Origin of the sequence: Alcanivorax sp. P2S70, from assembly GCF_000475295.1 — a bacterium.
Lineage (GTDB): Bacteria > Pseudomonadota > Gammaproteobacteria > Pseudomonadales > Alcanivoracaceae > Alcanivorax > Alcanivorax profundi.
Genome location: NZ_AXBZ01000004.1, coordinates 56,578 through 78,732, shown reverse-complemented (window position 1 = coordinate 78,732; position 22,155 = coordinate 56,578). Strand labels below are relative to the sequence as shown.

Sequence of the window (22,155 nt, the reverse complement as noted above, 5' to 3'; positions counted from 1 at the left end):
CGTCTGTCGCAAAACCAAGGATGTGACCGTGTCCCAACACGTTTCCTGTAATGATTGTAGCTTGAGCCCTGTTTGCCTGCCGCTGGCTGTCGCGCCCGCGCAAATGGACCAACTCGACAATATTATTCGCCGTGGCCGTCCGCTCAAACGTGGGGAGCACCTGTACCGTGCATCCGATAATTTCGAATCGGTATTTGCTGTTCGATCCGGGGCGATCAAGACCTACGTGGTTAGCCCGGACGGCGAAGAACAGGTGACCGGTTTCTATATGCCCGGCGAGGTATTGGGAATGGATGGAATCAGTACCGCTCACCATGTTTCCAATGCCAAGGCACTGGAAACTGCAACCGTGTGCGAGATTCCTTTCAGCCAACTTGAGAACCTGTCACAGCAGATCCCCACCCTTCAGCACCATTTTTTCAGCCTGATGAGTGATGAAATACGCGCGGATCGTGAGCTGCATATGCTTCTCAGCAAGAAGAGCGCGGATGACCGGGTCGCCTCACTGCTGCTTTCCATGTCGGCAAGACACCAGCGCCGAGGCCTGAGCAGCCACAGTTTCCGCCTGCCCATGTCTCGTTATGACATCGCCAACTACCTGGGGCTGGCAGTAGAAACTGTGAGCCGCATTTTTACCCGTTTCCAGCAAAAGGGGTGGCTGGAGGTGTCCGGTCGTGACATTGAGATTCTTGATCGCGCCAGTTTGTGCGGCAATGCACCGGATACCGGCACCGTGGAGATACAGCTGTGAGCCAAAACCTACTGATTGTTCTGGACCCTGATCTTAAAGCGCCGCAGCCCGCGCTTTCCAAGGCTCTGTTGCTGGCCAGAGAAGAAGACCTGGAGATTACCGTTTTTGTTAACGCCTATTCCGGCCCCATGGTGCGTGCGGTAGGACTGGATGAAGAGCGTTTCAATGCAGCAAAAAAACAGATAACCCATGCCTGGGAGCAGAGAATTTACTCCCTGGCGGGCGCGCACCCTGTTTCGCTGGCCCTCGTATGGGCGAGGCGCGAAATGGATGCGCTTCGCACCGAGATTCTGCGCCTATTGCCTGATCTGCTGGTAGTACATACCAGCCGGGAACAAGGGCTAAGGCGACATCTTTTCACCCCACGTGACTGGCAATTAATTCGTAAAGCCCCTTGCCCTGTGCTGTGTGTACACAGCGAATCATGGGAGCAACCTCCTCGATGGCTGGTAGCACTGGATCCTGGTGAACAGGATGATGATGCTGCGCCTCTGGCGAACACATTGCTCAGTCATGCCCGCACCCTCACCCAATCATTGAATGGCAAACTGCAAGCGTGCCATGTGATGGATGGTGTGGATGACAGCCTGGTGATGTTAGTAGCTGAGGGGGTGCCTGACTACGCAGCAACCCTTGAGTCCCTTAAGGCACACCATAAGCAACAATTTCTGGAATATGCCCGTTCTCAGGGGCTCGACAGCGAGTCTGTTGATCTGTTGGAGGGCCCTGTGGCCGATGCCCTTGCCCGACACTGTGAAGAGAATCAGATCGATGTATTGGTGGTGGGGACGGTGCGCCGCAATCTGGCCGAGCGAATGCTACTGGGGTCAACGGCAGAAACCGTGATCACCCGAGCCAGAAGCGATGTGCTGGTCATCAAACCTGACCGGTTCGAATCCCCCTGGGTGGAATAACCGGTGCCATGCAGGCATGCCACCGGGGACAGGGACTACTGTTCTGCCCTGCGGAATACCGGTTTGTCTGCGGTTGAGTCTGCCTCGCTGTAGCGATAGCCTGCCACATCGAAATTGACCAGCTTGCCCGGGTCCTTGATGCCCTTCTTGAGGATCCAGGCGGCCATCATGCCGCGCGCTTTTTTCGCGTAAAAGCTGATGACCTTGTATTTTCCGTTCTTCTCATCCTGAAAGACCGGCTCCACGATTCGCCCGTTCAACGCTTTCTTGTTGACCGATTTGAAGTACTCGTTGGATGCCAGGTTGACCAGCACATCAGTTTTCTGGGCTTTCATGTCACGGTTTAGCTGATCGGTAATAATATCGCCCCAGAATGCGTAGAGATCTTTGCCGCGGGCGTTGTCCAGACGTGTTCCCATCTCCAGACGATAGGGCTGCATCAGATCCAGGGGGCGAAGCACGCCGTAGAGACCAGACAGCATCCGAAACGAATCCTGGGCGCGTTCCAGCTGCTTGTCGGTAAAGGTTTCAATCTCAAGCCCCGTGTAGACATCGCCCTTGAAGGCAAATGCCGCCGGGCGGGCATTCTTCTTGTTGAACGGACGTTGCCATTGGGCGAAGCGCTCCACATTGAGATGAGCGATTTTGTCACTGACCTTCATCAGGCTTCCCACATCCGCCGGAGAAAGCGCTCTGGCGCGTTCAATCAGCACTTCACTGTCGTCCAGCAAGCGCGGCTGGGTCGTCTTGAGTGCCGGCAACGGACTTTCGTAATCCAGGGTTTTTGCCGGGGAAACCACAATCAGCATGACCTTCTCCTTTACATGTCGCTGTGGGAATTATATGAATCACAGGAACTCAGGTCTGCATTCTGGAGGATAAATGCGCCTATTACTGCTATTTGCCGTGGTTATCGCTGTGATTGTACTGCTTTGGGGCAGCTGGCAATGGGGCCGGCGAGCCTTCTTGATCACTGTGGTAGCAGTGGTTACCGGTTTGAGTGCCCTGCTTTACGGCATGTTCCAGGAAAGCGCCAACGACCAGGTGCTGCTGGCCCCGGAGGGGCTTGAGTTGGCAGTCAGTGATATTCGTGAGTCCGAATCTGGCGTACGACTGAGTGGTAGCTTGACCAACGCCGGTGAACTGGACCTCGCGGCCGTGGATGTGCAGATACAGGCCCTGGCTTGTCCGACCGCGGGTGAGTGCCGGGTGGTGTATCAGGAACAGCAACGTCTGCAGATGTACGTTCCTGCAGGTCGGCAGTACCCGTTTGCAGTGGTCAGCCGGCATCCACCTGACCAGGAAACCGTTGATCGCTGGCAGTTACGGCCAGTTGCACGGCTGGTTTATCCGTCTTCGCGCTGAGCAATACTGGCAAGATGGTGTGAGAATCGTCACAATTCGCGTTCCTGACACCCTGGAGTCTGTATGGCCTCTCTGATCCCGGGCAATCCCACCCCTCTCGGTGAACATACCTGGCGCGTATTGGGCCGTAACCCCGGCATGATGACCGGGCCCGGCACCAACAGCTACCTGTATGGGCGTGATGCGCTCACGGTGATTGATCCCGGCCCCGTGGATCAGGAACACCTGAAGGCCTTGCTGGCAGCGGCCCGTGAATTGGGCAAACCCATCAACCAGGTCATCGTGACCCATACCCACCGGGATCATTCCCCCGGTGCCCTCGCCATCGTCGCCGCCACCGGGGCGCGTTGCCTTGGCCCTTTTGTCCCCGATGACGGGCTGCAAGACGAGACCTGGCAAGCTGATCAGGTTTTACGCGAAGGGGATGTGGTCGATTGCGGCGGTGTGGGTTTATCGGTGATAGAGACCCCGGGACACGTGAACAACCATCTGTGCTATCTCACCGATGAAGGGCTATTGTTCACTGGTGATCACCTGATTCAGGGGTCCACCGTGGTCATCGCCCCGCCTTCCGGCTCCATGCAGGCGTATTTTGCGTCTTTGAAAAAACTCATGGGCCGGGGCATCACCCTGATGGCTCCAGGGCACGGCGATGTTATCGCCAACCCGGATGAGTCTTTGGCACAGACCCTGGCTCATCGCCAGAAGCGCGAAGACAAAGTGTACGACAAGCTCCCCCCCGCCCCGTCTCCACTGGCAGAACTGGTCAAAGCCGTCTACGACGACGTACCGGTCTTTCTCCACGGCGTCGCCCAATTCTCCCTCCACGCCCACCTGATCAAACTGGCCGAAGACGGCAAGGCCCGTGAAACAGAATCCGGCTGGCAAAGAAGCGAGTAACGAGGAAAGAGAGACAAAGCCCCCACAGACATGAGGAGTTCTCGCATTGAGTCGAAGTCAGTAACGATTCAATCAGCCGACAGGCCGCCAGCTCATGGCCCACAAGGGTGGCTCCCCTACCGTAAAACACCCCCCTGCCGCAGCTGAAACCTTCCATCCCGACCCGCGACGCAATGTTTCCCGCTATTCACTGTTCACTGTTAACTATTCACTGCTCTTCACAGCCACCCCTTCCGCTTGAAATACCAATAAGGCGCCATCCCCGAGAGAATCATCAGCCCGATCGCCATGGGATAACCGAAATCGAGCGCGAGCTCGGGCATCACCTGGAAATTCATGCCGTAGATGCTGGCAATCATCGTCGGCGGCAGAAACACCACTGCGGCAATGGAAAAGATCTTGATGATCTGGTTCTGCTGAATGTTGATAAAGCCCTGGGCGGCATCCATCAGGAAGTTGATCTTGTCGAACAGGAAGGTGGTGTGCGACATCAGGGTATCGAGATCATGCTGGATCTCGGCGCAGGTGCGTCGACTCTGCTTGTCGGCACGGACATAACGTTGGATGAATGAAATCGAACGTTGGGTATCCATCAGGCACAAACGGATTTTCCCGTTGGTATCCTCCAGCCGTGCCAGTCGCTCGATATCCTGATCCAGCTCGCCGTTTTCTTCCTCCAGCACACTGTAGCCAACCTGTTCCAGATCCCGGTGCACGTCTTCAATGGCATCGGCAAGGTTCTCCACCTTTTGGTCGAGGATGCTCAGCAGGATATCCATCGGCTGTTTGACCTTGACCCAGCCCCGGCGAATGCGCAGCCGCAGCAGCCGAAAATCTGCCAGCTTGGTATCCCGAAACGAAAGCAGACGTTCAGCCTGAACGACGAAGGCGACGGTGGAAGTGCGCACCCTCCCCTCGGACTGGAAAAGAAACAGCGAGTGGACATGCAGACCCTGCTCGTCACTGAAATAGCGTGCCGATGACTCGATTTCTTCCATGTCGTCAGAGTCTGGCATTTCATCCTTGAAGAACTGCTGAACCTGGTCCCGCTCGGCCTCATCAGGCTCTTCAAGGTCAATCCAGCTGGCTTCTTCGGCCAGCACGGGCAGCATGTCGTCGGTGGCTTTCTCGCGCAGCACACCGTTCTCAATGCGATAAATTTGCAGCATGATGTCTCCCTGATCATCATCACTGGCAAGACGCCAGCAGCGATATCTAAGATACCATGCGCACCCCTGTCAACGATGCCGATATCAACGTCGAGCCCTATCATCTGGACGAACACGCCCCCTTGTGGCTGTGGCGTGATGCCCTTCAACCCGGGCTCCTCGACGGATTGCTCGAACGGCTGTGTGAACAACTGCCCTGGCGACAACCCACGGTGACGGTTTACGGCAAACGTCACCTGACGCCCAGACTGACAAGCTGGCAGGGCGCTGCCGGAATCCGGTATCGGTATTCGGGGGTTGAAGAAGAAGCCCAGGGCTGGCCGGATTGCCTGGAACCCGTCCTGCGGCAGGTGGAACACCTGACCCGGCATGACTACAACAGTGTGTTATGTAACTGGTACCGTGACGGACAAGACACCATGGGCTATCACAGTGATGACGAACCCGAGCTGGGGCCTGAGCCCTGGATTGCGTCACTGAGTCTCGGCGAGCCCCGAGACTTTGTGTTTCGGCCAAAACCCGCCGGCCGCCAGTGCCTGTCGCTGACTCTGCCCCACAATTCCCTATTGCTGATGAGCCCGGCGGTGCAACACCGTTATCACCACGCCCTGCCTCGCCGCGCACACGCCAACGGCTCGCGGATTAACCTGACATTCAGGTGGATTACCCCCAGAACGCATAGCTGATAAGGATAGCGGCCAGCAGGCCTGCTGCATCGGCAAACAACCCACACCAGAGTGCGTAACGGAAATCCCGGATTCCCACGCTGCCGAAATACACGGCAAGGACATAAAACGTGGTTTCGGTGGAGCCCTGCATCACCGCCGCCATTCTGCCCGCCAGAGAATCAACGCCGTGGGTTTGCATGACATCAATCATGGCCGCTCTGGCACCGGAGCCACTCAACGGCTTCAACAAGGCCACGGGCAAGGCATCCACAAAGCGGGTATCCAGTCCGAGTGCGCCCACCCCGAAACGGATGCCATTGAACAGCAGTTCAAGCACACCACCGGCACGCAGCATGGCAATAGCGGCCAACATGGCCACCAGGTAGGGAATCAGTCGGACCGCCGTGGTGAAGCCATCTTTCGCCCCTTCCACAAACACATCGTAGCTATCCACACGGGTACGCCAGGCGGCGACAAAAAAGCCCAGCAGCACCAACAGTAATATGCCGTTACCCAGCAGGCTTGATAATGTATTGGCCAGTTCCGGCGGAGACTGCCAGACCACCAGACCAAGCAAGGCCAACAGGCCGATCCAGACGCCTGCAACCCCGAGTAATACCGGATCTCTCAGCGGAATGCGCTGAAGTCTTGCAGTCAGCCAGACACCGGCAAAGGTGGAAATGGTGGTCGCCATTAGCAAGGGAAGGTACACCGCAGCAGGGTCCGCTGCCCCTTGCTGCGCCCTGAACAGCAGCACCGTCACCGGTACCAGCGTGACCGAAGAGGTGTTCAGTACCAGGAACATGATCATGCTGTCACTGGCCACCGCAGGTTGCAGATTGGTCTTTTGGAGTTGCTCCATGGCCTTCAGGCCAAGAGGTGTCGCGGCGTTATCCAGGCCCAGCATGTTAGCGGCGAGATTCATGGAGACCGGTGCGGACGCGGCAGGGTTATGCTCAATCTCTGGCATGAGACGGCGAAATACCGGACTGATTCGGCTGGAAATGTGATCAGCCATTCGGCTCGCCTCCGCCAGACGAAACAAGCCACTCCACAGGGCCAGCACCCCGATCAAACCGAGTGACACATCCACGGCCAGATCTGCCGCCTGCCACAGGGCATTGACAAGGCGCCCCGGCGCCTCCATATCTCCTGAAATGAGCTGAATCACCGCCCCGGCGATACCCGTTAGGAAAAACAGGCTAAAGAGTCTGTGCAAACCTTCCCCCGTGCGCTAGGGTCTGTGTATAAATGTATGAAAATTAGTGTGTTGGCGACTTTTTATACATCGAAGTCTGGTATCGTCAAGGTCCGGCTCCGCAGTACAGCAACGGTCTGTTGCGGAAAAGTCATCAAACCACGGATTCACCGTTGAGAAAACGCATGGTTCAATTCCGCAAGCTGTTCCCCCTCGCACTGGCCGTTTTGTTACTGGGTGGTGCGCTTCAATCGGTAGGCGCTCTACGCAACGACCCCGCACCGGTCGAGGGTAAGTTGAAGCCCACCGATGAGCAGATTGATGCTGCCGAAGAAATCGCCGACAAACTCAAATACCATTACCGGCGTCTCGACTTCAATGATGCCCTATCCAGCAAGGTATTTGATCAATATCTAAAGGATCTCGACCCGAATCGGCTGTACTTGATTCAATCGGATATCGACGAATTCGAGAAATACCGAAGTGACCTCGACGATCAGCTTCGTAAAGGCGAACTGGAAGCCGGGTATACCATTTTCAACCGCTTTCAGAGTCGCCTCGAATCCCGCCTTGAAGGGATGTTGGCGATGGTCGACAACGACCTTGATGGTCTGGATTTTGACGGCAAGGACGAAGTGCGGGTAAGCCGTGAAGATGCACCTTGGGCCAAAGATATGGCAGCCCTGGATGATATCTGGCTGCGACAGTTCAAGAATGCCGTGCTTTCCATGCGCCTTAACGAAGCAGAAGACGAGGACATCAAGACTCGCCTGACCCGTCGCTATGAAAGCCAGCTCAAGCGTATTCGTCAGAACACGCCGGAAGATGTCTTCCAGGTCTACATGAATGCACTGACCCAGACCTTTGATCCCCATACTACGTATTTCACCCCGCATAACTCAGAGAACTTCGATATCAGCATGAGCCGCTCCCTCGAGGGCATTGGTGCCGTGCTGCAATACGAAGATGGCTATACCAAGGTGGTTCGTCTGGTGCCGGCCGGCCCTGCCGCCAAGAGTGGCCAGCTCAAGCCTGCCGACCGCATTGTGGGTGTGGGCCAGGAAGACGAAGAGCCCACCCCCGTGATTGGCCTGCGCCTGGATGAAGTGGTCGATCAGATTCGTGGTCCCAAGGGCACCAAGGTCAATCTGGAAATTATCCCGGCGGGCAGTGCCAGCGAGCACGATACCCGCGTCATCAGCATTGTCCGCAACAAGGTGGTGTTGGAAGAGCAAGCAGCCAAGAAGGACATCATCACCATTGAACGTGATGGCGAAGCGCACAAACTCGGTGTGATCGAAATACCGGCGTTCTACCTGGATTTTGCGGCCTTCCACCGTGGTGACCCGGATTACACCAGTACCACCAGTGACGTGGCCAAACTGCTGGTCGAGCTGCGCAAGGAAAACATCGATGGACTGGTGATCGACCTGCGCAACAACGGTGGCGGCTCGCTGCTGGAAGTCAACAAACTGGTAAGCTTGTTCATCAACCGTGGACCGACCGTGCAGGTGCGTGAATCCAGTGGTCGTGTCAGCGTCGAAGCCGATAAATTCCCGGGGGTATTGTACGCCGGCCCCATGGCGGTCATGGTCAATCGCTACAGTGCCTCAGCCTCGGAAATTTTCGCTGGTGCCATGCAGGATTACGGTCGTGCCCTGATTGTCGGTGATCAGACCTATGGCAAGGGCACGGTACAAACGCTGCTGGACCTGAATCACGGCAAGCTCAAGATGACCAATGCCAAGTTCTACCGGGTGTCCGGTTCCAGCAACCAGAACCTGGGCATCGTGCCGGATGTGGATATGCCGTCGCTGGTCGACAAGAAAGAGGTCGGCGAGAGCTCCCTGCCAAATGCCCTGCCCTGGGATGAAATCAGCTCTGCCAAATACCAGCGTGTCAGTGACATGGTGCCCTACCTGCCGATGTTGCGTGAGCGTCATGTCGAGCGTACCGAACAGGATCCCGAGTTCGTTTATGTGTTGTCCCTGCGGGCATTGCTGGACAAGAACCGCAACCGCGAGACCCTGTCACTGAACATGGAACAGCGGACCAGCCAGCAACACGCCTTTGACGCTGAGCGACTGGCCATCGAAAACCGTCGCAGGGATTCCCGTGGCGAAGATCCGCTGGATAGCATCAAGGCCCTGCGTGACCTCGAAGAACAGCGAGCACTGGACCCGGAGAGCCACGATGAAGCCATCGATGATGACCCCTACGTCCGTGAAACCGGTGAAATTCTTGTCGACTTGATGGACTTGATTCGTGACAAACAGGTCGCTCGCAAAGGGTGACTCAGGCGCTTGCCGACCACCTGTAGCAATAAAAAAAGCGGCTTATAGCCGCTTTTTTTATTGCTGTTTCAACCCATCAACTCAAGCAAGCGCCTTAAAGCCCCAACGAGCGGGATTGCCACCCAGTCCTGCCTGCAGGGTACGACGGCCCAGGGTGTGATTAAAGCCTTCCACTGCCCGTTTTGCCGGGTCTGGCAGCATGCGCATACCAAAACTGGCTGCCCGAATCGCCGTTTTCACCACACGTACCGCTGTGCCTGCGGAAACCGAGCTGTAAATGTTCAGGTCATCGGCGACCTTGTCTCCAATCAGGTAACGACTGAATGCCAGCAACACATCATAGGACAGATTGAACGGTGCCTTGTTGGACATGTCTTTCAGCAAGGCCTTAGCCAGTGATTCACTATCCGGTGTCGGATCGTAAAGGTGAGAGGTCAGCTGCAGCGCCATGATCTCTTGCTCCTCCAGCGTAGTAGTGAGCAAGGACTCATCGACACCAAGCAAATAACCGGCGTAGCGCCAGAAGTAATGCATGGATTCATGCTCGCGACGGCTGATATTGACACCCAGTCGCTTCAGGCCCCGAACCACCATGAAATCGAACTCAAGGATGGTGCCCGCCATGTCTTCCTGGTTGATGGGCATGTCGTACTTTTCCACATCCCAACGGGGGTTATTGCGGAGAAACTGCCGAACCGCCGCGTGCAGCAGACGCACTTCCATCAGGGTCCGGTGCCCCAGTCCACCGGGGCGCAGCCCGTCATCCCCGACAATATTGTGCAGCATCTGGCCCGTCTCATAGATGCGACGCGATACGTCTTTCTGCAGTCGTCCGGTTGCAACCAGGACTTGAGAGGGTTTGTTATGCGCATAGCCTTCTACCAGGCTTGAACACATCAGTACCAGTCCCTGGAGCGCGCCGTTGCGGCGGTACATGCGCCGACCGAGCTCCATCTCCTCGAAATCTACCCAGTGGGGCACCGCATGGCAGTGGTCCAGAAACGCCTGAAAATCGCCCCCTTCGCTGGCAGCACGCCGCTCCACTTCCTCCAGAAGCCCGGAGGGCCGGGTAAACTTGATCTGGGCGGCACAACGATCCGCTAAAGGATCCTGTATCTGACGCCAGCGATCCAGATTCTTGTGGGAATACCGGTCCCACCACACACGTTCCTGGGGATTCTGCGGGCCGCGCTGGAAGCGGGCCAATTCCTGAGGCGTAGCCATGGATACCTCTCGTCTTTATTGTTTTGAGAACTCATGAGTTCTGACTCTACGGTAAAATGGCTAGCCCAGACGGTCAATACACTAATTGCGCGTTTCTGTTACCCCAGCCAGAAGCGTATTGATCAACCATTGTGGCGCATCAAGAGGCAAATCGTGACCGGCTTGAGGGTGAGCACGCAGGGGTAACTGCCAGGCCTCCGCCATCCGCCGAGAACAGCTCGGGTGCACCAGCCTGTCACCTTCCCCGCTTATCAGGATGACTGGGACAGTGTCTGGCAAGGCAGCGGGTGCCTGAAAACGCATAGCGGCCAGTAACTGGCGTAAGCTGTTACGCAATGAGACAGGCTGCAGCCTCGCATACTCCGCCCAACGCTCCGCCAGCTGGTGTAACCATGCCGTGTCTCTAAGGTTTGAGGTGATTTCCAAAATAGCCTTTTCTTTTCGCACCCGGTTTCGGCTGATGATGCCTTCACGGATCAGTCGGGCGTAATTTCCCGGACGCAGACGTCGCCAAAAGGGACTGAAACGGCTGGAAGAGGTATTAATCAAGGCCGCAAAAGCCACTTCGTGGGGTGCCTGACTTAGCCATTGGACGGCGGTCATCGCCCCCAGCGACAGTGCGACCAGGTAGAAAGGGCCGCTTTCACCCTGGTTCGCCAGCTGCTCTCGTGCATGGGCAACCATGGCAGCAATTCTTGTCGGGCTATCTTCACGATAGAACACGCCGTTACCGGGCAAATCCACACAAATCACCCGGTCACTCGGCACTGCTGCCTGAAATTGGGCCGGAAAATCCTCCCAATGCCTTTGCTCCCTGACTAATCCCCTCAGCAAAACCCAGGTTCTCGCCATAATGCTGCTTTCCTTACACTCAATGTTTTGCACCGGTATCCGCTGTCATGTGCCCTACCCGCGCGGAGGTTACTCAATGGAACCATTTCCTTTTCCGGATCAACGGTTTGGACAATGACCCGTGTCAGATTACCCGCTAGAATGCCACCGGCAAGCAGGATGGCAAATGGAGTTTCCCAGTCGATGACACGTAAAACAGTAAAACGGGTAAAAACAGGCTCTGTAGAGCGGCGCTTTTCCATGGCAAAGGCCGGCTTCATGGCGGGTGCCAAATATGCAACGGCCAGTGCCGGCACCTTTTTTACCAGCAAGGACAAGCGTGAAGAACGTCGCAAGGAGATTCTGTCTGCCCGTGCCCAGGAACTGGTAGAGGAATTGGGGAAGCTCAAGGGGTCAGTGGTCAAGATTGGGCAAATGATGGCCCTGTTCGGCGAGCACTTTCTCCCTGAAGAAGTCACCACCGCCCTGCACACGCTTGAAAACCAGACCACGGCGCTGGAATGGTCGGCCATTGAAAAGCACCTCCAGCGACAGCTCGGGGAGGTCAAGCTGGCAGAACTGGAGGTCGACACCACCCCGCTTGGTGCCGCCTCCCTAGCCCAGGTACACAAGGCTATCCGAAAGTCTGACGGCAAGGAGCTGGTCCTCAAGATCCAGTATCCCGGTGTTGCCGATGCCATTGATTCCGACATGCGTGCGTTGGTCCGTCTGCTGAAAATGAGCCGACTTGTTCCTATCACGGAACAGTTCAACATGTGGCTCAATGAGGTAAAGGAAATGCTGCGCCGTGAGGTCGACTACGATCTTGAGGCCCACACCACCCGCCATTTCCGCCAGGCCCTTGCCGATGATACCCGTTTTGTGGTTCCGGAAATTGTCCCGGAATATTCCAGCCACAACATCATGTGCATGACCTTCGAGCACGGTATCGGCGTGAATGATCCTGCAGTACTGGAGTTATCCCAGACACGGCGAAACTTTATCGGCCGGGCCATCATGGAGCTGTGCTGCCGGGAGGTGTTCGAATGGAACAAAATGCAAACGGACCCGAATTTCGGCAACTATTTACTACGGATCGGTGAGGCCCCGGAAAAAGACCAGATTGTACTTCTGGATTTCGGTGCCATCCGGGATTTCGATAATGACGTCCTTGGTCCAGGTCGTGAGATGATCCGTGCCTCCTACTACCACGATACCGAAAGGCTTATCCGTGCGCTGAGTGCGCTGGATTTTCTTGCCAGAGGTACGCCACGCCGCATTCTCGACGATTTCGCGGCCATGTGTTTCGAGGCCATTGAAGTACTTCAGGACCCGGAAAAATTCCCTCCGCCTGCGGATCTACTCAACGAGAATCTCGAGTACCGCTGGGGGGAAAGCAACTTGCCCGGGCGCATAATGAACAAGGCCGGACGTAACGCCCTATCCGTCCATTTTGATGTTCCACCCAAAGAATTCATCTTTCTTTTCAGAAAGTTACTAGGTGCCTACACCTTTTTGCATGTCATCAATGCTGAAGTCCGCGGCAACACCATCCTTGAGCCTTTCATTCATATGCAGGAAGACAGCGACCTGCTCCTGGTTGATCAAAAAACCATCACTCCAGGAGATTGAGAAGCGAATGTTGTTGCCCCGGGGGATGGCCCGCGGTAACTAACCCTTTCAATCACTTATTGGTGCGATAACCATTTGTCATTTGCCAAGCTGGTAGACGCACAATAAGGTTAGCACCCTGCTGAGGGCCTGTGTCCGGCGCGAGTACCCTGTGCTCGAACCCGCCAGCCCTCATTTTACGCGGCTTTCAGGGGATTGGGTTGCCACCTTCTCTATCCTGATTTGCCGATTATTTGCGAACCACAGACGGGGGTAACGCAGGTGATTATCGGTGTTCCCAAAGAAATCTGCCCTGGCGAGCAGCGCGTAGCCATTACGCCTGCCAATGTCAGCGCTTTGCTGAAGAAACAAGGTGTCGAGATCATCATTGAGCGCGGCGCCGGCGAACTCGCCGGCTATCCGGATAGTGCTTTTGAAACTGCCGGAGCCAAACTGGTTGATCGCGACGAGGTATTCAGTGCTTCCCAGGTTGTTCTGCAAGTGCAGACACCTGGTAGCAACACTCAGAACGGTGCAGAAGACCTCAATAAGTTGAAGGAAGGCCAGACCCTGATCGGGATGACTGATCCGCTGGCTAACCCGCAATTCGCGCAGTCTCTGGCCGAGAAAAAAATCTCAGGCCTGGCGCTGGAGCTGGTACCGCGGATTACCCGCGCCCAGGCCATGGACGTACTCTCCTCCATGGCCATGGTTGCCGGCTACAAGTGTGTACTGCTGGCTGCCACCGAATCCCAGCGTATGTTCCCCATGAACATGACCGCGGCAGGCACGCTTAACGCCTCGCGCGTGTTTGTGATGGGTGCCGGGGTTGCGGGCCTGCAAGCCTGTGCGACGGCAAAGCGTCTTGGCGCCATTGTGGAAGCCTACGACGTTCGCCCCGCTGCCCGTGAGCAGATTCTCTCCGTTGGCGCCAAGCCGGTGGAGCTTGATCTCGATACCGGCGAAGCAGAAGGGACCGGCGGCTACGCCAAAGCCCAGGGTGAAGACTTCCTCAAGCGTCAGCGTGAGCTGATGACTGAAGTCATCAAGGAAATGGACGTGGTGATCACCACTGCCGCGGTACCTGGCGCCAAGAGCCCGATCCTGGTGACCGAGGACATGGTGAAGGCCATGAAGCCGGGCGCCATCATCGTCGATCTGGCTGCCGAGCGTGGTGGTAACTGTGAAGTGACCGAGTCTGGCAAGACCGTGGTTAAACACGGTGTGACCATTGTCGGCCCTGAAAATGTGCCCTCCTCTGTGGCTTTCCATGCCAGCCAGATGTTTGGCAAGAACATGGAAAACCTCCTCAACCTGCTGCTCGACGACAATGGCGACCTGCAGCTGGACTTCGAAGACGAGATCGTTGTCGAAACCGTGATCAGTCACGATGGCGACGTGCCCCAGGCCCGTCTGCGTGACCTGCTCGGCCTGCCTTCGCTGGCCAAGCCGGAAGCCCCGGCTGAAGAAGCCGCCGCAGACAGCAAGGAGGAAAAATAATGGATTTCGTAGCTCAACTGACTCTGTTCGTGCTGGCGATCTTCCTCGGTGTGGAGCTGATCACCAAGGTTCCGCCTACCCTGCACACTCCGCTGATGTCTGGCTCCAACGCCATTTCCGGCATCACTGTGGTGGGTGCATTGATCGCTGCTGGTTCTGATGCCGGCATGCTCATCAATGTACTGGGGTTTGCTGCGGTGGTACTGGCTACCATCAACGTGATTGGCGGCTTTATGGTCACCAATCGAATGCTGGCGATGTTCAAGAGGAAGTAATTCATGCACGTTTCCCAGAACTGGATTGATATCGCCTACTTGATCGCCGCCTGCCTGTTTGTGGTGGGTATCAAGGGGCTGACCAAGCCGAAAACTGCCGTGCGTGGCAACCTGCTGGCTGCAGCCGGCATGGGTGTTGCTGCCGTGGTTACCCTGCTCAATGAGCACATTGTTACTTACGAAATCATCATTGCCGGTGTCGTTGTTGGTGGCCTGATTGGTGCCGTTATGGCCAAGAAAGTACAGATGACGTCCATGCCGCAGATGATCGCCCTGCTTAACGGCTTTGGTGGCGGCGCGTCTTTCGCGGTGGCGTCTGCGGAGTTCTTCCGTGGCTCTGCGGATAGCACGGTCTCTATCATCGCCACGGGTGCCGCTGTACTGATCGGTGCCGTGACACTGACCGGTTCTCTGGTGGCATTTGCCAAGCTTCAGGAACTGATCGATGGCAAGCCCATGGGCTTCCCGGGCATGAAACTGGTCAATGGCCTGCTGTTTATCGGCTCTGTTGTGGCCGTAGGCTACCTGGTCGTCAACCCGGGCAACGAGGCTGTTTTCTGGGGTCTTGTGGCTGCCGCTGCGGTGCTTGGTCTGTTCCTGGTGCTGCCGATCGGTGGTGCTGACATGCCCGTGGTTATCGCGCTGCTGAACTCCTACTCCGGTGTTGCTGCCTCTGCGGCCGGTTTCGTAATGGGCAACAGCGCCCTGATCATTACCGGTTCCCTGGTTGGCGCCTCCGGCCTGATTCTGACCAGCATCATGTGTAAAGCCATGAACCGCTCCCTCACCAACGTTCTGTTCGGTGTGATGGCGGAAGCTGGCGAAGCCATGGATGAAGACGAAGTCTATGCTGGCAAGGTGAAGTCCACCTCTTCTGAAGAAGTTGCCATGCTGCTCGAGACAGCCCAGCGCGTCGTTATCGTACCGGGCTTCGGTCTGGCTATGGCTCAGGCGCAGCACGCCGTGCGTGATATGGCCGACACCCTGGAAGCCATGGGTTGCGAAGTGGAATACGCAATCCACCCGGTAGCGGGTCGTATGCCGGGTCACATGAACGTACTGCTGGCCGAAGCGGAAGTGTCCTATGACAAGCTCAAGGACATGGATGCCATTAACCCGACCTTCGAACAGACCGATGTCGCCATCGTGCTGGGTGCCAACGACGTAACCAACCCGCTGGCCCGTGAAGACAAGGGTAGCCCGATCTACGGTATGCCTATCCTGAACGTGGACAAGGCCAAGACCGTGGTTGTGGTGAAACGCTCCCTGAGCGCCGGTTTTGCCGGCCTGCCCAACCCGCTGTTTGCCAAGGACAACACGCTGATGTTGTTCGGCGACGGCAAGGGTGCGGTGCTGGATATCACCACCGCCCTGAAAGAAGGCTGATTGTCAGTCTCACGAAAAAGGGAGCCTGTGGGCTCCCTTTTTTGTGCCTGCCTTAAATGTCCAGGTCGCAGGTCCTGACTCAAGCCCCCTGCTCTTCCACAAATATAACGTCAGATTCTCACCCTCTTTGCCATCTACCGTGCCTGAACACTCCCGGTCACTGCTGCCGTGTAAAGCTGATTGTGGGCTGTCACGGACACTCCAACGCGAGTCCACGCCATGGGCAGATGATCTTTACCCACTAGGCACCGGAAATGGCGATTGCCATCTCTTCTCCAGCGCTTATACATTCAAATGGTATTTTAACGGCGGGTCCGCCGGCGAAATGGGAATCGTGATGACGTGCCATAAAAAAGCCCTGACTCACTGCCGCGAGTCAGGGCTTTTTCACGCCTGAAGGATCACTTCAGGGTGTAAACCACACCAACAGAGAAGGTGTGGTCGGTTTCCTTGGTGCCATCAGGCGCATCGGAATCGTGCTCGAGCAAGTGGCGTAACCGCAGAGAAAACTTGGAGTTAATCGCGGTGGTCAGCGAGGTTTCCGCACGGGTGTCCGCACCATCCTCACCCACTTCGGTGGAGAAATCTTCACGGAAAACGGTATTGTCGCTTACCTTCAGATCATACTTGATACCAATACGGGCAATAGCATCCTCTTCCGAGTCCGCACAGCTGAAATAGGTGTCCTGAGGGTCCAGGCACTTGACCCGGTAACCCGGACCGAATTCAGCATCCAGCGTCTGGCGGTCGCTATCGATCCAGCGGCGACCAAGACCAATCGCGTAGCTTGCTTCGTAGTGGTAGCCCGAAAAATTGTCTTTCTTGTACGTGAGGACGTTGAACAGGTAGTTCCTGGATTCTTCACCCAACTTGCGGTCAAGCTTGTAGGATGCAAAGTAGTTTTCATCCGTGCGGGTGTATTCTTCCGTATCAGGATCTTCTTCCTGTTCGTTGTTGGCGTCGGCCTTGAACGTATGACGCCACTTGGCGCTGTCGCGGGACATATTGGCATTCGCGTTCGTCGAGTCGGAGTTGGTATTCCCCCGCTTGAACAACAAACCAATACCAATATCACCGCTCCACTTGGTTGCACCGTCTTCTGCTGCCTCTTCAGCAGCAAGGCTTGCCACCGGAAGCCCGGTGGCAATCAGCATGGCAGCCAAATACTTACTGCGCATTGAAATCTCCTTTACTCACTCTTGTCCAGGTGGACATCCATTTGCGGGAACGGGATGCCAATACCTGCCTCGTCAAAGCGACGCTTGACGGTTTCTGTCGTATCCCACTTCACACCCCAGAAATCCGCGCTTTTAACCCACGGACGGCAGAGGAAATTCACTGAGCTGTCTGCCAGTTCACCAACGGCAATCACCGGTGCCGGGTCTTTCAGAACCCGATCGTCGGCAGCCAGAATCTCTTCGAGAGTCTTCTTGACCAGTGAAAGGTCTGCATCGTAGGCCACTCCGAACACCATATCCACTCGACGGGTAGGCATTTCTGAGTAATTGGTGATGTTGCCGGACATGATCGAACCATTGGGTACAGTGATAACCTTGTTATCCGGAGACATCATGATGGTGGCAAAGATCTTGATTTCCTTGACGGTACCGGCAGTGCCGCCAGCCTCTACGTAATGGCCAACGCGGAACGGCTTGAACAAAATCAGCATGACGCCGGCAGCAAAATTACCCAGAGAATCTTTCAACGCCAGGCCTACAGCCAGACCGGCGGCACCAACGATAGCCACCAACGAGGTGGTTTCGACACCCAGCTGATCCAGGGAGGCGATGACCACGAAGACAAACAAGATGATGTGGACGATGTTGCCAATGAACTTGGCGACAGTGGCGTCGACCCGCTTGTCCATCATCCGGTTTACCCAGCCGGCCAAACGGCCAACAATCCACTTACCGACAATGAAAATGACCAGCGCAGCGACGATATTCCACGCATACGGCATCAGGTTTTCATTGGCAAAGGTTTGCAGTTGCGAAAGATATTGCTCCATTGATCATTCTCCTCATCCAGTGAGCGCGGATTATGCCTTATAACCTTGACGAGCAAGCCTCAGGTTCCGCAACACAGCGGCGATTTTACAAAGTTTCACCCGCTCACCATGGCGCGGGTACGTAATTTCACCGGCCTATGATGAAAGGCTGAACCAGATTTCGCCACCCCTCACGGCCTATTCCATCTGTACGGCTAACATAATTGGGTCGAATGCCCTCAATCCGCTATAATAACGGCCCTTTTTTCCCGGCCTCACGGAGCCTTTCATGACCTCAAACCTGCGCGCCCAGCTCACTGCCCAGCTGCAACAACGCATCCTGATCCTGGATGGCGGCATGGGCACCATGATCCAGCGCTGCAAGTTTTCCGAGGAGGATTACCGGGGCACTCAGTACGCTGATTGGCCCAGCGACCTGAAAGGCAACAATGACCTGCTGTGCATCACCCAGCGGGATCGCATCAAGGCGCTGCATAAAGGCTATCTGGACGCTGGCGCCGACATCATCGAGACCAACTCCTTCAACGCCACCTCCATCGCCATGGCCGACTACGACATGCAGGATCTGGCCCGGGAGATCAATGTGGCCGCAGCCAGCGTGGCCCGGGAAGCTGCTGACGAGGCCTCCACGCCCGACAAACCCCGCTACGTGGCCGGTGTTCTTGGCCCAACCAACCGCACAGCCAGCATTAGCCCGGATGTGAACGACCCGGGTTTCCGTAACGTGACCTTCGACGCGCTGGTAGACGCCTATCTGGAAGCCCTTGATGGGCTCGTGGAAGGCGGTATTGATCTGGTGCTGATCGAAACCATCTTTGACACCCTGAACGCCAAGGCGGCGGTTTTTGCGGTGGACCAGTACTGCTACGAGAACAAACTGTCCCTGCCGGTGATGATCTCCGGCACCATCACTGATGCCTCCGGTCGTACTCTCACCGGGCAGACCACCGAAGCCTTCTATAACTCCCTGCGCCATGCCCAGCCGATCAGCTTCGGCCTGAACTGTGCCCTTGGCCCCATGGAACTGCGCCCCTACATCGAAGAATTATCGCGGATTTCCGAAACCTTCGTCTCCGCCCACCCCAATGCAGGGCTGCCCAACGAAATGGGCGAGTACGACCTGGATCCGCCCACCATGGCCCGCGAGATCAAGGGGTGGGCCGAGAAAGGCTTCCTGAACATTATTGGTGGCTGCTGTGGCACCACGCCTGAGCATATCGCCGCCATGGCGGGTGCGGTCGAGGGACTGGCTCCCCGTCCCCTGCCCGACATCGAAGTGGCCTGCCGCCTGTCTGGCCTGGAACCCTGCACCATCACCAAGGATTCACTGTTTGTGAATGTGGGTGAACGCACCAACGTGACGGGTTCCAAGCGTTTCCTGCGACTGATCAAGGAAGGCGACTACGATGCTGCCCTGGATGTGGCGCGGGACCAGGTAGAAAACGGTGCCCAGATCATCGATATCAACATGGATGAGGGCATGCTGGAATCCACCGACTGCATGGTGCGATTCCTCAACCTGGTCGCCTCCGAGCCGGAAATCGCCAAAGTCCCGATCATGATCGATTCGTCCAAGTGGGAAGTGATCGAGGCCGGGCTCAAGTGCATTCAGGGCAAGGGGGTGGTGAACTCCATCTCCATGAAGGAAGGGGAAGAAAGCTTCCTCCATCAGGCTCGCCTGCTGCGCCGCTACGGTGCTGCTGTGATCGTGATGGCCTTCGATGAAGTGGGCCAGGCGGAAACCCGTGAACGCAAGCTGGAAATCTGCACCCGTGCCTACAAGCTGCTGACAGAAGAAGTAGGCTTCCCGCCGGAAGACATCATTTTTGACCCGAATATCTTCGCCATTGCGACGGGTATTGAGGAACATAACAACTACGCCGTGGATTTCATCGAGGCGGTGGGCGACATCAAACGCACCCTGCCCCACGCCATGATCTCCGGTGGTGTCTCCAATGTGAGCTTCTCATTCCGCGGTAATGACACCGTCCGTGAAGCCATTCATGCCGTGTTCCTCTACTACGCCATCAAGAACGGTATGGATATGGGTATCGTCAACCCCACCATGCTGGCGGTGTACTCCGACATTCCCGAAGAGCTGCGCAACGCTGTAGAAGACGTGGTGCTCAACCGGCATGAAGACAGCACCGAGGTGCTGCTGGACCTGGCCGAGAAGTACCGGGGATCCGGTGCTGAAAAGACCAAGAAGGAAGATCTTGCCTGGCGCGAATGGACCGTGGAAAAGCGCCTCGAGCATGCCCTGGTCAAGGGTATTGCCGATTACGTGGAAGAAGACACCGAGCTTGCCCGCCAGAACGCTGCGCGCCCCCTGCACGTGATCGAAGGCCCGCTCATGGACGGCATGAACGTGGTGGGCGACCTGTTCGGCGAGGGCAAGATGTTCCTGCCTCAGGTGGTGAAATCGGCCCGTGTAATGAAGAAAGCCGTGGCCTACCTGATGCCCTTCATGGAAAAAGAAAAAGAAGAGCTCGGAACCCAGGATGAATCCAACGGCAAGATCCTCATGGCCACGGTAAAAGGCGACGTCCACGACATCGGCAAGAACATCGTCGGCGTGGTCCTGCAGTGTAATGGCTACGAGGTCATCGATCTGGGCGTCATGGTGCCCTGTGAACAGATTCTCGACACCGCGAAGAAAGAAAAGGTGGACATCATTGGCCTGTCCGGCCTGATCACCCCGTCTCTGGATGAAATGGTCCATGTGGCCAGCGAAATGCAGCGTCTGGACATGGACCTGCCGCTGATGATCGGTGGCGCCACCACCAGTCGCATCCATACCGCCGTAAAGATTGACCCGGCCTACCAGCATGCGGTAGTGCATGTGGCCGACGCCTCCCGTGCCGTGGGCGTGGCCTCCAAGCTGCTCTCCAAGGAAGCCAAGCCAGAGTATGTCAGTGAGCTCAAGGACACCTATGAAGGGCTGCGTGAAAGACGCAAACAGCAACAGGTCGACCGCTCGCTGATTTCCATCGAGCAAGCCCGCGAGCACCGCTTCCAGCCGGACTGGAGCGGCTATACGCCACCCGAGCCTGCCGTCAAAGGTCTCAAGGTCTTCGAGGATTACCCGCTGGAAGACCTGGTGCAACGTATCGACTGGACCCCTTTCTTCCGTTCCTGGGAGCTGGCCGGTAAGTTCCCCAACATTCTGGAAGACGAGGTAGTGGGCAAGGAAGCCACCCGCCTGTACCGAGATGCCCAGGCAATGCTTGAGAAAATCGTTAAAGAAAAGTGGCTAAGTGCCCGTGCTGTAATCGGTTTTTGGCCAGCCAATTCCGACATGGATGACATCGAGCTGTACCACAAGCCCGGTGACAAGGAGGCCTTCATGACCCTCCATCATCTGCGCCAACAGCTGGACAGAAGCAAGAATGACAAGCCGGATTACTGCCTCAGCGACTTTATTGCCCCCAAGGAAACCGGCCTGACCGACTGGCTGGGCGGCTTTGCCGTCACTGCCGGCATCGGTATCGATGAGCACGTGGCCCGTTTTGAAGCCGACCACGACGACTACTCTGCCATCATGCTCAAGGCCCTGGCGGACCGGCTGGCCGAAGCCTTCGCCGAGCGTATGCACGAGAAGGTCCGCAAGGAATACTGGGGCTACGCCAACGATGAAGCACTGAGCAATCAGGACATGATCAGTGAAAAGTACCGCGGCATTCGCCCTGCCCCGGGCTACCCCGCCTGCCCTGACCACACGGAAAAGGCCCTGCTGTGGGAATTGTTGGACCCGGAAAGCAATGCGGGCATGACCCTGACCGAGAGCTACGCCATGTTGCCCGCCGCTGCCGTTTCCGGCTGGTACTTCTCTCACCCTGATGCCAAGTACTTCGGCACCGGCAAGCTGGCTAAAGATCAGATGGACGATTATGCCGCCCGCAAAGGCATGTCCCGCAAGGAGATCGAGCGGATGGTGCCGCATCTGTTGGGCTACATTGAAGAGCAGTGAACAGTTAACAGTGAACAGCGCGCGGGAGCGCACTGTGTTACGCCAACGAAAGAGGCCGCGTCCAGACGATGGGCGCGGCCTCCTTGCTTTC

The 22,155-nt window shown here is 56.5% G+C and carries 18 protein-coding genes; 11 read left to right on the top strand and 7 right to left on the bottom strand.

The window, feature by feature from the left end:
* Positions 1 to 28: 28 nt before the first annotated feature.
* Together fnr and Q672_RS19675 are read left to right on the top strand one after the other, a co-directional pair.
* Positions 29 to 751 (top strand): fumarate/nitrate reduction transcriptional regulator Fnr, encoded by a 723-nt coding sequence (fnr, locus tag Q672_RS19680; protein WP_031225895.1) that lies wholly within the window; start codon positions 29 to 31, stop codon positions 749 to 751.
* Positions 748 to 1,665, top strand: coding sequence for a universal stress protein (locus Q672_RS19675; protein WP_022984121.1), 918 nt, complete (start codon positions 748 to 750; stop codon positions 1,663 to 1,665). The genes fnr and Q672_RS19675 overlap by 4 nt, the downstream gene beginning before the upstream one ends.
* Positions 1,666 to 1,700: 35 nt before the next feature.
* Here the strand turns inward: Q672_RS19675 and yaaA are convergent, their stop codons facing one another.
* Positions 1,701 to 2,474 (bottom strand): peroxide stress protein YaaA, encoded by a 774-nt coding sequence (gene yaaA / locus Q672_RS19670; RefSeq protein WP_022984120.1) that lies wholly within the window; start codon positions 2,472 to 2,474, stop codon positions 1,701 to 1,703.
* 73 nt (positions 2,475 to 2,547) lie between these two features.
* Here yaaA and Q672_RS19665 point away from each other — a divergent pair, with 73 nt between their 5' ends.
* Together Q672_RS19665 and Q672_RS19660 are read left to right on the top strand one after the other, a co-directional pair.
* Positions 2,548 to 3,030, top strand: coding sequence for a hypothetical protein (locus Q672_RS19665; protein WP_022984119.1), 483 nt, complete (start codon positions 2,548 to 2,550; stop codon positions 3,028 to 3,030).
* A 63-nt stretch (positions 3,031 to 3,093) separates the two neighbouring features.
* Positions 3,094 to 3,930, top strand: coding sequence for an MBL fold metallo-hydrolase (locus Q672_RS19660; protein WP_022984118.1), 837 nt, complete (start codon positions 3,094 to 3,096; stop codon positions 3,928 to 3,930).
* A gap of 218 nt (positions 3,931 to 4,148) precedes the next feature.
* Here the strand turns inward: Q672_RS19660 and corA are convergent, their stop codons facing one another.
* Positions 4,149 to 5,099 (bottom strand): magnesium/cobalt transporter CorA, encoded by a 951-nt coding sequence (gene corA / locus Q672_RS19655; protein ID WP_022984117.1) that lies wholly within the window; start codon positions 5,097 to 5,099, stop codon positions 4,149 to 4,151.
* A 56-nt stretch (positions 5,100 to 5,155) separates the two neighbouring features.
* Between corA and Q672_RS19650 the strand changes: the two genes are divergently transcribed.
* Positions 5,156 to 5,785, top strand: coding sequence for an alpha-ketoglutarate-dependent dioxygenase AlkB family protein (locus Q672_RS19650; protein ID WP_022984116.1), 630 nt, complete (start codon positions 5,156 to 5,158; stop codon positions 5,783 to 5,785).
* On the opposite strand, the gene Q672_RS19645 is transcribed toward Q672_RS19650, so the two are convergent.
* Positions 5,763 to 6,986, bottom strand: coding sequence for a nucleoside recognition domain-containing protein (locus Q672_RS19645; RefSeq protein WP_031225890.1), 1,224 nt, complete (start codon positions 6,984 to 6,986; stop codon positions 5,763 to 5,765). The genes Q672_RS19650 and Q672_RS19645 overlap by 23 nt on opposite strands.
* Before the next feature lie 152 nt (positions 6,987 to 7,138).
* Between Q672_RS19645 and Q672_RS19640 the strand changes: the two genes are divergently transcribed.
* Entirely contained in the window at positions 7,139 to 9,259 is a 2,121-nt protein-coding gene (locus tag Q672_RS19640) for a carboxy terminal-processing peptidase (RefSeq protein WP_326929253.1), read from the top strand.
* An 81-nt stretch (positions 9,260 to 9,340) separates the two neighbouring features.
* Here Q672_RS19640 and Q672_RS19635 read toward each other — a convergent pair whose 3' ends face one another.
* Positions 9,341 to 10,483, bottom strand: coding sequence for an oxygenase MpaB family protein (locus tag Q672_RS19635; protein WP_022984113.1), 1,143 nt, complete (start codon positions 10,481 to 10,483; stop codon positions 9,341 to 9,343).
* An 81-nt stretch (positions 10,484 to 10,564) separates the two neighbouring features.
* Positions 10,565 to 11,335 (bottom strand): alpha/beta fold hydrolase, encoded by a 771-nt coding sequence (locus Q672_RS19630; protein WP_022984112.1) that lies wholly within the window; start codon positions 11,333 to 11,335, stop codon positions 10,565 to 10,567.
* A gap of 183 nt (positions 11,336 to 11,518) precedes the next feature.
* Here Q672_RS19630 and Q672_RS19625 point away from each other — a divergent pair, with 183 nt between their 5' ends.
* From Q672_RS19625 to Q672_RS19610, 4 genes are all read left to right on the top strand, one after another.
* Positions 11,519 to 12,946, top strand: a complete 1,428-nt coding sequence (locus Q672_RS19625) for an ABC1 kinase family protein (protein ID WP_035481630.1) — start codon at positions 11,519 to 11,521, stop codon at positions 12,944 to 12,946.
* Between the two features lie 261 nt (positions 12,947 to 13,207).
* Positions 13,208 to 14,425, top strand: a complete 1,218-nt coding sequence (locus Q672_RS19620; RefSeq protein WP_022984110.1) for a Re/Si-specific NAD(P)(+) transhydrogenase subunit alpha — start codon at positions 13,208 to 13,210, stop codon at positions 14,423 to 14,425.
* Positions 14,425 to 14,700, top strand: a complete 276-nt coding sequence (locus Q672_RS19615; RefSeq protein WP_022984109.1) for an NAD(P) transhydrogenase subunit alpha — start codon at positions 14,425 to 14,427, stop codon at positions 14,698 to 14,700. The genes Q672_RS19620 and Q672_RS19615 overlap by 1 nt, the downstream gene beginning before the upstream one ends.
* A gap of 3 nt (positions 14,701 to 14,703) precedes the next feature.
* Positions 14,704 to 16,086, top strand: a complete 1,383-nt coding sequence (locus tag Q672_RS19610) for an NAD(P)(+) transhydrogenase (Re/Si-specific) subunit beta (RefSeq protein ID WP_022984108.1) — start codon at positions 14,704 to 14,706, stop codon at positions 16,084 to 16,086.
* Positions 16,087 to 16,487: 401 nt separating this feature from the next.
* On the opposite strand, the gene Q672_RS19605 is transcribed toward Q672_RS19610, so the two are convergent.
* Together Q672_RS19605 and Q672_RS19600 are read right to left on the bottom strand one after the other, a co-directional pair.
* Complete coding sequence (locus tag Q672_RS19605) at positions 16,488 to 17,264, bottom strand: DUF481 domain-containing protein (RefSeq protein WP_022984107.1); 777 nt, start codon at positions 17,262 to 17,264, stop codon at positions 16,488 to 16,490.
* Between the two features lie 11 nt (positions 17,265 to 17,275).
* A complete protein-coding gene (locus Q672_RS19600; protein ID WP_022984106.1) occupies positions 17,276 to 18,094 on the bottom strand; it encodes a mechanosensitive ion channel family protein in 819 nt (272 codons plus the stop codon).
* Between the two features lie 268 nt (positions 18,095 to 18,362).
* Here Q672_RS19600 and metH point away from each other — a divergent pair, with 268 nt between their 5' ends.
* Positions 18,363 to 22,064, top strand: a complete 3,702-nt coding sequence (metH, locus tag Q672_RS19595; RefSeq protein WP_022984105.1) for a methionine synthase — start codon at positions 18,363 to 18,365, stop codon at positions 22,062 to 22,064.
* The last annotated feature ends 91 nt before the right edge of the window (positions 22,065 to 22,155 follow it).

Coding starts and splice junctions, on each gene's coding strand:
- yaaA (WP_022984120.1), bottom strand. CDS start 2,474: ATGCTGATTGTGGTTTCCCCGGCAAAAACCCTGGATTACGAAAGTCCG.
- Q672_RS19665 (WP_022984119.1), top strand. CDS start 2,548: ATGCGCCTATTACTGCTATTTGCCGTGGTTATCGCTGTGATTGTACTG.
- Q672_RS19660 (WP_022984118.1), top strand. CDS start 3,094: ATGGCCTCTCTGATCCCGGGCAATCCCACCCCTCTCGGTGAACATACC.
- corA (WP_022984117.1), bottom strand. CDS start 5,099: ATGCTGCAAATTTATCGCATTGAGAACGGTGTGCTGCGCGAGAAAGCC.
- Q672_RS19650 (WP_022984116.1), top strand. CDS start 5,156: ATGCGCACCCCTGTCAACGATGCCGATATCAACGTCGAGCCCTATCAT.
- Q672_RS19635 (WP_022984113.1), bottom strand. CDS start 10,483: ATGGCTACGCCTCAGGAATTGGCCCGCTTCCAGCGCGGCCCGCAGAAT.
- Q672_RS19630 (WP_022984112.1), bottom strand. CDS start 11,335: ATGGCGAGAACCTGGGTTTTGCTGAGGGGATTAGTCAGGGAGCAAAGG.
- Q672_RS19625 (WP_035481630.1), top strand. CDS start 11,519: ATGACACGTAAAACAGTAAAACGGGTAAAAACAGGCTCTGTAGAGCGG.
- Q672_RS19615 (WP_022984109.1), top strand. CDS start 14,425: ATGGATTTCGTAGCTCAACTGACTCTGTTCGTGCTGGCGATCTTCCTC.
- Q672_RS19610 (WP_022984108.1), top strand. CDS start 14,704: ATGCACGTTTCCCAGAACTGGATTGATATCGCCTACTTGATCGCCGCC.
- Q672_RS19605 (WP_022984107.1), bottom strand. CDS start 17,264: ATGCGCAGTAAGTATTTGGCTGCCATGCTGATTGCCACCGGGCTTCCG.
- Q672_RS19600 (WP_022984106.1), bottom strand. CDS start 18,094: ATGGAGCAATATCTTTCGCAACTGCAAACCTTTGCCAATGAAAACCTG.
- metH (WP_022984105.1), top strand. CDS start 18,363: ATGACCTCAAACCTGCGCGCCCAGCTCACTGCCCAGCTGCAACAACGC.